The sequence below is a fragment of the Streptomyces sp. SD31 genome (assembly GCF_052068475.1).
Taxonomy (GTDB): domain Bacteria; phylum Actinomycetota; class Actinomycetes; order Streptomycetales; family Streptomycetaceae; genus Streptomyces.
In genome coordinates, this window is record NZ_JBQHCX010000007.1 from 166204 (window position 1) to 179978 (window position 13775).

A 13775-nucleotide genomic window follows, 5' to 3' on the forward strand; every position below is an offset into this window, starting at 1 on the left:
GAAGGAAGAACGTGTCCGGGACATCCGGGAGTCTGCTCGACGCCCACGCCGTGATCGGCTGCCCGCACGGCGGCCGTGCCGCGCCCGCCACCACACCCTCCGGCGGCGTGCGCCTCGCGGGCGCCGCCGTCGCCACAGCCGCGCACAGCTACGTGATCACCGGCTGCCCGCACACCGTCAACGGCGTGCCCGCGCCCTGCGTGACGGTCCGCTGGACCGCCCACGGCACCGGCATCACCGTCGACGGCGCACCCGTGCTGCTGGACACCTCCGCGGCCGAGTGCTTCACCGCGGCGTTCGTGCCGCAGGGGCCGCCCGTCGTCCAGGCCGCGCAGCGAAAGGTCACCGTCCGATGAGCCGCCGAACCAGTCAACGCCCCCGCAGCGACATCGCGTTCCCCTTCCGCGCCGACCGCCGGGGCCGCACCGCGCACGCCACCCACGGCGAGCACGTCCACGACCTCATCGAACAGCTGCTGTTCACCAGCCCCGGCGAGCGCGTGATGCGCCCCGACTTCGGCTGTGGGCTCCTCGACCTGGTCTTTGCGCCGACGAGCCCGGAACTCGTCAGCACCCTCGAACTCTCCGTCCAGGCCTCGCTCCAGCGCTGGCTCGGCGACCTCATCGACGTGGAGGCCCTCGACGTGATCAGCGAGGACAACGTCGTGCGCGTGTACCTGTCGTACGCCATACGCGCCGACGGCACCCGGCGCGACGACGTGTTCGAAGGGAGGGCCACGGCATGACCGGTACGACCGCCACCTCCCGCCGCGGCAAAGTACGAGCCGCGCAGCTCAACGGCATCGACTCCGTCGAGGTCAGTGACGACGGCCTCCTCCTCACCGTCACCTTCCTCGGCAAGGCGCCCCACGGCCTCGGCCCCGAGAACGTCCGCATCGACGGCGGCCGGCGCATCACCGGCATCACCGCCGTGGACGTGAGTGTGGAGCGCGAGGAGGACCCGGAACTCGACGACCGGCTCTACGTCACCCTCGACAAGGCCGGCGACACCTCCCGCTACCGGCTCTCCCTCGTCGAGACCGACCCGTACGGCCGCCCCGGCACCGAGCCCTTCCGCGGCTTCGACCAGCGCTACCACCGGGCCACCTTCGTCTTCCGGCCCGACTGCCCGACTCCGTTCGACTGCAAGGAAGACGAGCAGTCCGCGCCGGACTTCCCCGCCGCGCCCGTCGTCGACTACACGGCCCGCGACTACGACACCATCCGCAAGCTGCTCCTGGACCGGCTCGCGCTCACCACCCCCGACTGGGTCGAGCGCAACCCCGCCGACCTGGGCACGACCCTGGTCGAGCTGCTCGCGTACACCGGTGACCAGATCAGCTACCAGCAGGACGCGGTCGCCACCGAGGCCTACCTCGACACCGCGCGCCGCCGCGTCTCCGTACGGCGGCACGTCCGGCTCATCGACTACGCGATGCACGACGGCTGCACGGCCCGCGCCTACGTCGCCGTCGAGACCGCCGGCGACCACACGCTCGCCGCGGGCACCTACCGCTTCGCCTCCGTCGACGTCCGCACCCTCGACCCGCACGACCGCCCCGAACCGGGCACGGTCATCGACGAGGCCGACCTCGGCGACCTCGACGAGCGCGGCTCGGTGGAGGTCTTCGAGCCGGTCGTCACCGCCGACCCGCTCGAACTGCGCGTCGCGCACAACGCGATCCGGTTGTGGACCTGGGGCGGCGAGGTGTGCACCCTGCCGAAGGGCGCCACCTCCGCGACCCTCCGCGACGAGTGGGTCGACGCGGAGACCTGCCGCGATCGCCAACTCGATCTGAAGCCAGGCGACTTGCTCGTCCTGGAGGAGGTCAAGGGCCCGCGCACCGGCACCCCCGGCGATGCCGACCCCGGCCACCGGCAGGTCGTTCGCCTGACCTCCGTCACCCCCGCCGTGGACCGCATCGAGGACCAGCCGGTCCTGGAGGTCGCCTGGGCCGCCGCGGACGCGCTCCGCTTCCCGCTCTGCCTCACCACCCGCGGCGGACGCGACTGCCTGCCCGTCGAGGACGTGACTCTCGCGCGCGGCAACGTCGTCCTCGTCGACCACGGCCGCACCCTGCACGGGCTCCCCGAGACGTTCACCGTCCCGCAGGTCCCGGCTGTCGTCGCCCCCTGCGATCCGCCCTCCTTCGGCTGCTACGACCGCGACGAGGGCAACGCACCCGCCCGGCTCATCAACTCCCTTACGGATCAGGCGGAAGCCGGCGAGGCGCTGACCCCTGACGACATCCACGAGCTCTTCGAGGTCGTCGGCGAATCCGCCACCAACCGTGCCGGGCTCGGCCTGGAACGAGCCGGCCAGCGCCACGAGCGTGTCGTCCCCGGCACGGCGTACGCCCAGGCGGCCGCCCTGCGCACGCTGCTCGCCCAGTCCGTCTACCCGGGCATCCTGCCCCGCTTCCGTCCGGTCCTCGGGCGGGCGCCCGTCGCGCAGGCGGTGCCCTTCCCCGACCTCGGCACCGTCGCCGCCGGGCAGGCCGAGCGGATCGCCGCGATACCGGAACGGGTCCGGCAGCGGCTCGTCGAGCTGTGGCGCAGCGCCCGCGACCGGGACGGTCTCGGGGAGGAGGAGATCGCCGAACTCGCCGTGATCTACGGCCTGAGGATCCTGGAGAGGATCGAGCTCCGCCGCCATCCCGTCCGTGCCCTGCGTGAACTCCTTTACCGCAGCGACCAGTTGCTCGACGCCAAGCTGCGCCGGATCGAGGTCCTGACCGCCCGCGCCCGCGCGGGCACCGTCCTCGACGGACACATCGCCTGGGAGATCGCCCACAGCTGGGGCCCGGCGTACGCGGCCGGACTGCACCCGGAGGAGCCGGTGCTGCGCGGTTCGGCGACCGCCGCGCTCGACCTGGACCCGCGCCGCGCCCTGCCCGCCGTATGCCTCCACGAGAGCGGCGACGAGGATGCCGTGTGGGACCCGCGCCGCGATCTGCTCGACAGCGGCCCGCGCGACCGCCACTTCGTCGGCGAACTCGAGGACGACGGCCGCCTCGCCCTGCGCTTCGGCGACGGGCGGCACGGCGCGAAGCCGACGCCCGGATCCCGCCTCGCCCTGCACTACCGGCTCGGCGGCGGAACGGCCGGCAACGTCGGCGCGGAGGCCATCAACCACCTCGTCATCCAGTCCGACTGCGAGCCACCGCCCGCCGCAGTGGTCCGCAACCCGCTGCCCGCCAAGGGCGGCATCGAACCCGAACCCATCGAGCAGGTACGCCAGTTGGCCCCGCTCGACCTGCGCCGCACCCGCCTGCGCGCGGTCACCGCCGAGGACTACGCGGCCCTCGCCACCGCCCTGCCCGGCGTGCAGCGCGCCGCGGCGGAGCTGCGCTGGACCGGCAGCATCCAGGAGGCGCATGTCGCGATCGACGCATACGGCACCGGCGCCCCGTCGGCCGAGCTGCTCAGCTCGGTCGCCCAGGCCCTGGAGCCGTACCGGCGTATCGGCCACGACCTCGTGGTCGGCGCCGCGCGTCTCGTTCCGCTGGACATCGCACTCACCGTGTGTGCCAAGCCCGGCCATCAGCACGGGCAGATCCTGGCCGAGCTGTACCGCGTACTCGGCAGCGGTGTGCGGGGCTTCTTCCACCCGGACGCGCTGACCTTCGGTGAACCGGTACGGCTCAGCCGTCTGGTCGCCGTCGCGGCGGCCGTGCCCGGCGTGGAGAGCGTCCAAGTCACCCGGCTGCGGCGGCTGTTCGAGCCGGACCGAGGAGAGAGGGAGGACGGCGTGCTGCGGCTCGGCCCGCTGGAGATCGCCACCTGCGACAACGACCCGGACCGGCCGGAGAACGGCCGGCTGGCGATTTCCCTGGGAGGTGCCCGATGACGACGGACTCGACGATCGACGAGTGCGCCTGCGGCGGCGCCTGCCGCGGCGGCCACGACGAGCGCCTCGCCCCGGCGGCCGTGCACAACCCGCCCGGCCGTACCGCCCTCGACTACCGCGTCGGCGAGTACGGCTCCTTCCGGGCCGCCCTGCTCGACCGCCTCGCCTCACCGGCGTACCCGGCTCTCAACGGCCTGACCGTGCGCACGCCGGACGACCCGGCGATCGGCCTGCTCGACGCCACCGCCGTCCTCGGCGACCTGCTCACCTTCCACTCCGAGCGCATCGCCGACGAGGCCTACATCCGCACGGCCAACGAGCACCGCTCCCTGGTCCTGCTCGGCCGCCTCGTCGGCCACCGCCCGCGCCCCGGCGTGGCCGCCGCCACGCACCTGGCGTACACGCTGGAACGCGACCCGCGCGCGGAGGCTCTGCCGGTCACCATTGCGCGCGGTGCCCGCAGCCACAGCGTGCCTGCGTCGGCGGATGAGCAGTCCCTCACCTTCGAGACCAGCCGTGATCTGACGGCCCGCTGGGACTGGAACGAGCTGAAGGTCCGCCGCCGGCGCCCCACCCTGCTCACACCCGAGGACCTGGAGCGCCGCTCGGAGATCTACGTCACGGGCACGGCGAACTCCCTCCATACCGGCGACCAGTTGCTCTTCGTCTTCGGCGAACGGGCCGGTGGCGCACGCAAGTTGCTGCCCGTCGCCAAGGCGCGCGTCGACCGGGACGACGAGATCACGGCGATCTCCCTGCCGAAGTCGGCCCCGCCGACCCTGAAGGAGCTTGTCGACGAGGTGCGGCGCTGGACGGCGCCGCAGGCCCCGGGTGAGCCCGGCGACGAGCCGCCCACGCCCGAGGTGCCCAATCCGCGGCCGGTCAGCCGACTGATCGAGGACTTCGAGGACCAGGTCCTGGAGCCCTTGCGGGAGGACCTCGACGGCATCAAGACGCCCGAGCGGCTCGCGGCCCGGCTCGCGGAGCCCGTCGCACGGCTCGGCGAGGCGCAGGTGCTGGCCGAGCCCTACGAGGACGTGGCGGCGTGGTTCGAGCAGCTGGAGGCGGTGCTGGCCGAACTCGCGGAGCGAGCACTGGAGTTGGCGCCCGCGCAGCCCGCAGAGGCCGAGGCGCGAGTGCGCGACGCGCAGGAGAGCGCGAGGGCCCGGACCTCCGGCGTCGACCCTCGCGCAGCCGCCCTCCACACCCTGGGTGCCGTCCTCCCCGCCCTGCGCGGAGCGACCCCCGCCCCCCACGGCGGCACCGGCCCCCAGCGCCCCGGAGGCGACACCGCACGCCTGCTCTCCGTCCTCGACCCCGCCCTCGGCAGCCTCTACCCGGCCTGGCGCACGGCAGCAGCCGCCGCCCCCGGCACCCGTCAGCTCCTGCGCGAACTGCTCGCCATGCGCGTCACTGCCGCCCCCTTCGGCGCCACGGCCCCGCTCAAACCCGTCCAGGACGACCGCGGCCGGGTCATCCGCACCGCCGACTGGCCGCTCACCGGTGCCGTGCTGGCGAGTATGCGCGTCGTGTACGACACGTCGGGCCGCACGCCGGTCCGGGCCGAGTTCCAGTACGTCGAGGGCAGCAGCTCCGACCAGCGCGCCGAGAACCTGCCCGTCGTCCAGCCGCTGGCCTTCCCCCTCGGCACGGGCCAGGTCGAGCTGTCGGTGCGCTCCGGCCAGGACCGCGACCTCAACTGGCTCAACCGCCGCCCCACCGACTCCCAGGAGCCCGGCGTCACGGCCCGCCTCCACTCGGGTCTGCCCGAGCGCACGCTGTTCGTGTCCCGGCCGGACGACGAGGGCCTGGTCCACGTCGGCATCCACAACGGCACGTCGGAGCAGATCTCCCTGCGGCCGAACGCCAGTGAGCAGTTCACGCACGGCGAGTACGAGGTGAGCCTCAAGTACACGGTGGGGACCACCGAGCCCAACGTCGAGGTCGTCATCGCGAGCAAGCCGGAGCCACTCAACCGCCGTGTCCTCCAGCTGGACTCGGTGCACACCGGCATCACGGTCGGCAGCTGGGTCGCGATCCAGCGCCCCGCCAAGGGCGCCCAGGACGGCATCCCCGGCGACGCCGGACTCGCGTTCGTCACCACGCAGGTAGCCGCGGCGCGTACGGCGGCGTACTCCAACTACGGCATCACCGGCCGCGGCACTGAACTGACCCTCACCGACCCGTGGTTGGACGAGTTCGACGTCCTGCTCTCGCACATCCGCGACACCACCGTCCACGCGGCGGGCGAACCGCTCCGCCTCGCCGACGAACCGCTCGGCGAGGACGTCCATGGCAACGAGATCGAACTCGCCGAGCTGTACGACGGGTTGAGGCCCGGACGTACCCTCGTCGTGAGCGGCGAGCGAAGTGACATCCCGGGGACGACGGGCGTCCAGGCCACCGAGGTCGTCACCCTCGCAGCCGCCGACCCGGCCGTCGACCGCCAACTCCCCGGCGACCACATCCACACCCGCCTGGCCCTGACCGCCGACCTCGCCCACCGCTACCGCCGCGAGACGGTCAAGATCCTCGGCAACGTCGTCGAGGCCACCCATGGCGAGAGCCGCGAGGAGGCCATCGGCAGCGGCGACTCGGACCGCGTGAACCAGACGTTCGCGCTGTGGCAGTCCCCGCTCACCTGGCTCGCCGACGACAACCCCCTCGGTGCCACCCCGGTGCTGGAGATCCGGGTCGACGGTGTCCTGTGGCACGAGGTCGACAGCCTCGCCGGACGCGGCCCGGGCGAGCGGGTCTACATCACGGGCTCCACCGCCGACGGCCGTACGACGGTCACCTTCGGGGACGGCGTCAACGGCGCCCGCCTGCCCTCCGGTCACGAGAACATCCGGGCCCGCTACCGTTTCGGCACCGGCAGGGCCGCCAACGTCGCCGCCGAACGCATCACCCAGCCGCTCACCCGCCCACTCGGCGTCACCCAGGTGACCAACCCGCGCCCGGCGAAGGGTGGCGCGGACGCGGACGGCCCCGGCCTGACCCGCCGGACGATCCCGCTCGCCGTCTCGGCGCTGGACCGCCTGGTCTCCGCGTCCGACTACGAGGACTTCGCCCGCTCCCGCGCCGGCATCGGCCGGGCCGCCGCGCGCGAACTCTTCGACGGTCGGCGCCGCGTGCTGCATGTGACGGTCGCGGGCACGGACGACGTGCCGATCGACGGCGACTCGGACACGCTCAGGGCCCTGCGCGGCGCGCTGACCGAGTACGGGGACCTCAACCTCCCCGTCCGGGTGGACGTCCGTGAGCTGGTCCTGCTGCTCGTCGCGGCCAAGGTGAAGGTGGCCAAGGACCACGCCTGGGAGGTCGTCGAACCCCGGCTGCGTCAGGCCCTGCTCCGCCGACTCGGCTACGAGGGACAGGAGTTGGGCCGACCCGCCCGACTCTCGGACGTCCTGGCCACGGCCCACTCCGTGCCCGGCGTCGACTACGTCGACGTCGACGTCTTCACCGGCGTCCCCGCGTCCGCGACGCCCGAGGAACTCACCGGGATCCTCACCGACCCCGGCCCGCCGAAGTCGGCGGTCCCGGCGCACCCGGCGACGTACGACGAGAAGCTCCACACCGTCCGCGCCACGAACGGCGAGACGCTGTCGGAGATCTGCGCCCGGTACGGCGTCCCGCTCGCCGAACTCCTGCGCCTGAACCCCGACATCACCGACACCCGGCGCCTGGCGAAGGGCCGTTCGGTGTTCGTGTTCCGCGGTATCCGCCCGGCCCAGCTCGCGCTGCTGTCGCCGAGGGCCGCGGACACCCTGATTCTGACGGAGGTCAAGTGATGTCTGCGAACCCGGCGGATGTCCAGTTCGAGACGGCGACCCCGGCGACGACGTCCAGGGAACCCGACGGGCTCGCCGAGCTGCTGCCCCGCTGGCATCTGCTGCGCGACGCCGAGGAGGGCGAGCCGCTGCGCGCGCTGCTCGCGGTGATCGCCGAGCAGCTCGACCGGGTCCGCGACGGCGTCCAGCAGGGCTACGAGGACCTGTTCGTGGAGACGGCGGCGCCCTGGGTGCTGCCGTACCTCGGCGATCTGGTCGGCTACCGCACCCTGCCCGGCTACGAGCGCGTCCTCACCACCGGCCTGCATGAGGGTGGCCGCGCCGCCCTCGCCGAGGCCGTCGCCCCGCGCGCCGACGTGGCCGCCACGGTCGCGGGCCGCCGGCGCAAGGGCACCCTCCACCTCTTGGAGGAACTCTCCGACCAGGTCACCGGCTGGCCCGCCCGCGCCGTCGAGCTGTCCCGGCAGGTCTCCCACACCCAGCCCGTGAAGCTGTACGGCGACACCGGCGTCCACCGTGGCGAGCGCGGCCGTCTCGTCGACCTGCGCGACAACTCCGCCCTCGACCTCGCGGGCGGCCCCTTCGGCGCGACGGCCCGCACGGTGGACGTCCGCCGGGCCAACTCCCGTTACCAGCAAGGGGGTTGGACGCCCGCCGGAGTCGCGCTCTTCGTCTGGCGACTGAAGGCGCACTCGCTCACCCAGTCCCCGGCGTACTGCATCGACCGCGCCCGCAACCTCTACACCTTCTCGATCCTGGGCAACGACACCCCGCTGGTCACCAAGCCCTTCCCGGAGCCGTCGCCCACCCACATCGCGACCATCGACAACGTCCCGGCGTTCATCACGCGCCGCCAACTCCACGACCGGCTCGCCGACTACTACGGCCCCGGCAAGAGCCTCGTCATCCGGCGCGACGGCGAGGACCAGCCCGTACCGCCGTCCGACATCGTGGTCGCCGACCTGTCCGACTGGCGCTACCGGCCCAAGCGCGGCCAGGTGGCCGTGGACCCGGAGCTCGGGCGGATCGCGTTCGGGTCGCGTTCGGCGCCCCGGCAGGGCGTGTGGGTGGACTACCACTACGCGTTCGCGGCCGACATGGGCGGCGGCGAGTACGACCGCCTCGACCGCGAGCCGCGTCCCGACGCCGAGGTCTACCGGGTCGGGCCCGGGCAGCCGTACCGCCAGATCATGGACGCCTACCGGGCCTGGCAGCACGACCGTCGCGCCGACCGGACCGGCCCCGCCGGCATCATCGAGATCACGCACAGCGGCGCCTACCAGGAGCAGCTGGACTTCGACCTCGACCCCGGCGACCGCCTCGAAGTCCGGGCCGCCGAGGGCACCCGCCCGGTGATACGCCTGCTCGACTGGTACAGCAACCGCCCCGACGCCCTCAACATCCGTGCGGTGTCGGAGGACTGCGCCCCGCACGAGCGTCCGCGCATCGTCCTCGACGGCCTGCTGGTCGCCGGGCGCGGCATCAACGTCACCGGCCCGGTGGGCGCGGTCGTCCTACGGCACTCCACGCTCGTCCCGGGCTGGTCGCTGGAGCCGGAGTGCGATCCGCACTCGCCCGAGGAGCCCAGCATCGTCCTGGAGCGCACCACCGCGTGCCTCCAGGTCGAGCACAGCATCCTCGGCACCATCGAGGTCATCGGCGACGAGGTGAGCGAGGAACCGCTCGACATCCACCTGCGCGACAGCATCCTCGACGCGACGGGCGGTGACCGCGAGGCCCTGTCCGCGCCGGACTGCCGGCACGCGCACGCCGTACTGCATCTGCACCGCACGACGGTGATCGGCGAGATCCACACGCACGCCGTGAGGATCGCCGAGAACTCGATCTTCACCGGCCGGCTGCACGTGGCCCGGCGCGGCATCGGCTGCCTGCGGTACTCGTATGTGCCGGCCGGGTCGCGCACCCCGCGCCGGTACCGCTGCCAGCCGGACCTGGCCGGGCCCGAACAGGCCGGGCGCGTACGGCCGTTGTTCACCTCCGAGCGCTACGGGACGCCCTGGTACGGGCTGTTGGCGGACCGGTGCGCCGAGGAGATCCGGCGCGGCTCGGACGACGGCGCCGAGATGGGCGCCTTCCACGACCTGTACCGGCCGCAGCGCGAGGACGGCCTCAGGGCACGGCTCGCGGAGTACACCCCGGCGGGCACGGACGCCGGGATCTTCTTCGTGACGTGAGTCCGGAGATGAGCCGCGCCGCCTCAAGCCCCACCCGCACTTTCCTGAACCAGGGGGACCCCCTTCATGCACGCTGACCTCTCCCGCCTCACGTTCCGCCCGGAACGGCACTACTCGGCGGTCGTCGCCCAGCAAGGACGCGTCCAGCTCGACGCCGACATCAACGAGCAGACGGCGATCCAGCTCCACCAGACCCGCACGTTCGCCGCCGATCTGATCGGCCGGTACGGCGGGCCGAGCGGCGCCGCGGGCTTCAAGATCGACTACGTGGGCGGCAGGCACGACATCGACACGCTCTTCATCCACGGCGGCCGCTACTACGTCGACGGCATCCTCGTCGACGCGACCCGCCCGGCACCCGGCGTGCCCGTCCCGGACGACGACGCCGAGGGCTCCGCGGAACAGGACGCCGCCGCCCCGCCCGCGTACTGGACCTACTGGGACCAGCCCGACGGCTTCCGCGACCCGGAGAAGCCCGACGACCGGCTGCCCTCGCCCGCCCAGTCGCCGTTCGTGGTCTACCTGAAGGTGTGGGAGCGTGCCGTCTCCGCCGCCGAGGACCCCACGCTGCGCGAGGTCGCGCTCGGCGCGGCGATGCCGGACACGGCCGCCCGTGTGAAGGTCGTCTGGCAGGTGCTGCCGCTGTCGCTGGCCGCGCTGGAGATCGAGGAGACCGAGCCGTCCAAGGCGGTCGTCCGGGCCGCTTTCGACAACTGGGCCAAGAAGCGGGCCACGTCCAACGCGCGCCTGGCCGCCCGCAGCGAGCGGCCCGACCACGCCGACGAGGACCCGTGCCTCGTGAAGCCGGACGCTCGTTACCGCGGCCAGGAGAACCAGCTGTACCGCGTCGAGGTCCACGCGGGCGGGGAGGCGAAGGACGCCACCTTCAAGTGGTCCCGCGAGAACGGCTCGGTGGTCTTCCCGGTCGACGAACTCGACGGCACCTGGGTGCAGTTGGCGTCCCTCGGGCACGACGACAAGCTGGACCTGGACGTGGGTGACCATGTGGAGCTCGTCGACACCGCGTACGCGTCCCGCCTGGAACCCCTGCCCCTGCTCCGGGTCGAGGAACTGGACCTGCCGGGCCGCCGGGTGCGCCTGTCCGCCGAGCCGGACCAGTCCGTCGGACGGCTGCCCCACCTCAACCCGTTCCTGCGCCGCTGGGACCACCACGAGGGACCGAGGCGCAAGGGCCGAACGACGGCCCTGAAGGGCGGTGCGGTGCCGGTCGCGGAGGGGGAGTGGCTGCCGCTGGAGGACGGCGTCGAGGTGTACTTCGCCAAGGGCGCCACCTACCGCACCGGCGACCACTGGATCATCCCCGCCCGCACCGCCACCGGCAGCGTCGAGTGGCCCACCAACGCGGCACGCCGCCCGCTGCTGCGGGGCCCCTTCGGTATCGTCCGCAGCTTCGCGCCGCTGGCCCTGGTCAAGGGCGAAGGCGGCACCGTCGACCTGCGCCTCGCCTTCAACCCGCTGGCCAGCAGCATCCCGGCCGCGGACGAGGCGACGCTCGCGGCGGAGGAACAGGCGCGCCGGGAGGAGCAGTTGGCGGAGGACCCGTCGGGCGGGAGGTCGCAGACCACGGCGGACGCCGAGGCGGCGGCGGAGGGAGACGAGTAATGGCCAAGCCCCTGAGCGCGTCCAAGATGGTGGAGATCCTCCGCGCGGAGGGTCTGACGGTCCACGAGGTGCGCAGCTGGCGCACCCACAACCGCAACAGCAAGGGCGCCTGGGGCCCGGTGAACGGCGTGATGATCCACCACACCGTCACCAAGGGCACCGAGGCGTCGGTCAACATCTGCTACAACGGCTACTCCGGCCTGCCGGGCCCGCTCTGCCACGGCGTCATCGACAAGAAGGGCCACATCCATCTCGTCGGCAACGGTCGCGCCAACCACGCCGGCCTCGGCGACAGCGACGTCCTGCGGGCCGTGATCAACGAGTCGAAGCTGCCGCACGACAACGAGGCCGACACCGACGGCAACGCCCGCTTCTACGGCTTCGAGTGCATCAACCTCGGCGACGGCAAGGACCCCTGGCCCGAGGCGCAGAAGGAGGCCATCGAGAAGGTCTCGGCCGCGATCTGCCGTCACCACGGCTGGAGCGAGCGCTCGGTCATCGGCCACAAGGAGTGGCAGCCGGGCAAGACCGACCCGCGCGGGTTCACGATGGACGGGATGCGCAAGCGTATAGCGCAGCGGCTGAAGGGCGGCGGCGGTGGCGGTGAGCCCACCCCCGCCCCGACGCCCGTGCCCAAGCCGAAGTACGTGCCGTTCCCCGGCAGCGGCTTCTTCCACGTCGGCCAGAAGTCCCCGATCATCACGGCGATGGGCCGCCGCCTGGTCGCCGAGGGCTGCGGCCGCTACGAGGAGGGTCCGAGCCCCGACTGGACCGAGGCCGACCGCCGCTCCTACGCCGCCTGGCAGCAGAAGCTGGGCTTCAAGGGCAAGGACGCGGACGGCGTACCCGGCAAGGTCAGCTGGGACAAGCTGAAGGTGCCCGACGGGGGGAAGTGAGCCGCCCCGGCGCGGAGCCGCCCTGAATACCCCGTGGAGGTATTCAGGGCGGCTCCGACTTGTGTGACGGGTCTTGCTCGGCACTCGGAAACAAGTCACACTGGTACCGAACGAATGGTCGGTTGGGGAAGCTGGTATCGATGACGACATCACACGCCGCCGAGGCGCCCCCCGAGGGGCAGCTCCAGGAGCACTTCGATGCGACGATCTCGCGCGACCAGCGGATCGAGCCGCGCGACTGGATGCCGGACGGCTACCGCAAGACGCTGATCCGCCAGATCGCGCAGCACGCCCACTCGGAGATCATCGGCATGCAGCCGGAGGGCGAGTGGATCACGCGGGCGCCGTCGCTACGGCGCAAGGCGATCCTCTTCGCCAAGGTGCAGGACGAGGCCGGGCACGGGCTGTATCTGTACTCGGCGGCGGAGACCCTGGGCGCCGACCGCGCGGACCTGACGAACCGGCTCATCGAGGGCCGCCAGAAGTACTCGTCGATCTTCAACTACCCGACCCTGAGCTTCGCCGACGTCGGTGTGATCGGCTGGTTCGTGGACGGCGCCGCGATCTGCAACCAGGTGCCGCTGTGCCGGTCGTCGTACGGGCCGTACGCGCGCGCGATGGTGCGGATCTGCAAGGAGGAGTCCTTCCACCAGCGGCAGGGCTACGAGCTGCTGATGACGATGATGCGCGGCACCGAGGCCCAGCGGGAGATGGTGCAGGACGCGGTGAACCGCTGGTGGTGGCCGTCGCTGATGATGTTCGGCCCGCCCGACGACGCCTCGCCCAACTCCGCGCAGTCGATGGCCTGGAAGATCAAGCGGCACAGCAACGACGAGCTGCGTCAGCGGTTCGTGGACATGACCGTCCCGCAGGCCGAGAAACTCGGCGTCACCCTGCCCGACCCGGAGCTGCGCTGGAACGCCGAGCGCGGTCACCACGACTTCGGCACCCCCGACTGGGACGAGCTGATGCGGGTCATCAAGGGCGACGGGCCGTGCAACGACCAGCGGATGCAGCGGCGCAGGAGCGCCCACGAGGAGGGCGCCTGGGTGCGTGAGGCGGCCACCGCCCACGCGGCCAAGCAGGCCGCCCGCGCGGAGAAGGGAGCGGTGGCATGAGCGCCGGGAAGCAGGACTGGCCGCTGTACGAGGTGTTCGTACGGGGCAAGCGCGGACTCAACCACGTCCACGTGGGCTCGCTGCACGCCGCCGACGACCGGATGGCGCTCACGCACGCGCGGGACCTGTACACGCGGCGCAACGAGGGCGTGTCCATCTGGGTGGTGCGGTCCGAGCACATCGCCGCCTCCACCCGCGACGAGAAGGACCCCTTCTTCGCCCCCAGCGCCGACAAGGTCTACCGCCACCCGACCTTCTACGACATCCCCGACGACGTCCCGCACATCTGAAGGAGAGGGC

At 72.5% G+C, this 13775-nt stretch carries 9 protein-coding genes; all 9 read left to right on the forward strand.

All coding sequences use genetic code 11. The features are described from left to right. Positions 1-11 precede the first annotated feature (11 nt). The 9 genes from ACTMVF_RS17100 (at position 12) to paaB (ending at position 13765) form a co-directional block, all read left to right on the forward strand. On the forward strand, positions 12-356 hold the full coding sequence (locus ACTMVF_RS17100; RefSeq protein ID WP_441271892.1) for a hypothetical protein: 345 nt from the start codon (positions 12-14) through the stop codon (positions 354-356). Continuing rightward, entirely contained in the window at positions 353-745 is a 393-nt protein-coding gene (locus ACTMVF_RS17105) for a GPW/gp25 family protein (protein ID WP_403325715.1), read from the forward strand. The genes ACTMVF_RS17100 and ACTMVF_RS17105 overlap by 4 nt, the downstream gene beginning before the upstream one ends. Beyond that, entirely contained in the window at positions 742-3849 is a 3108-nt protein-coding gene (locus ACTMVF_RS17110; protein ID WP_441271893.1) for a putative baseplate assembly protein, read from the forward strand. The genes ACTMVF_RS17105 and ACTMVF_RS17110 overlap by 4 nt, the downstream gene beginning before the upstream one ends. Beyond that, the gene (locus ACTMVF_RS17115; RefSeq protein ID WP_441271894.1) at positions 3846-7643 is read left to right on the forward strand and encodes a putative baseplate assembly protein; all 3798 of its coding nucleotides are present in this window, start codon (positions 3846-3848) and stop codon (positions 7641-7643) included. Before ACTMVF_RS17110 ends, ACTMVF_RS17115 begins: the two co-directional genes overlap by 4 nt. Beyond that, positions 7643-9838, forward strand: a complete 2196-nt coding sequence (locus ACTMVF_RS17120; RefSeq protein WP_441271895.1) for a hypothetical protein — start codon at positions 7643-7645, stop codon at positions 9836-9838. Before ACTMVF_RS17115 ends, ACTMVF_RS17120 begins: the two co-directional genes overlap by 1 nt. A gap of 66 nt (positions 9839-9904) precedes the next feature. Beyond that, positions 9905-11461, forward strand: a complete 1557-nt coding sequence (locus ACTMVF_RS17125) for a DUF6519 domain-containing protein (protein ID WP_441271896.1) — start codon at positions 9905-9907, stop codon at positions 11459-11461. Continuing rightward, a complete protein-coding gene (locus ACTMVF_RS17130) occupies positions 11461-12357 on the forward strand; it encodes a peptidoglycan-binding protein (protein ID WP_441271897.1) in 897 nt (298 codons plus the stop codon). The genes ACTMVF_RS17125 and ACTMVF_RS17130 overlap by 1 nt, the downstream gene beginning before the upstream one ends. A gap of 140 nt (positions 12358-12497) precedes the next feature. After that, positions 12498-13475: a 1,2-phenylacetyl-CoA epoxidase subunit PaaA gene (paaA, locus tag ACTMVF_RS17135; RefSeq protein WP_441271898.1), complete on the forward strand. Its 978-nt coding sequence runs from the start codon at positions 12498-12500 to the stop codon at positions 13473-13475. Beyond that, on the forward strand, positions 13472-13765 hold the full coding sequence (gene paaB / locus ACTMVF_RS17140) for a 1,2-phenylacetyl-CoA epoxidase subunit PaaB (protein ID WP_194048659.1): 294 nt from the start codon (positions 13472-13474) through the stop codon (positions 13763-13765). The genes paaA and paaB overlap by 4 nt, the downstream gene beginning before the upstream one ends. The last annotated feature ends 10 nt before the right edge of the window (positions 13766-13775 follow it).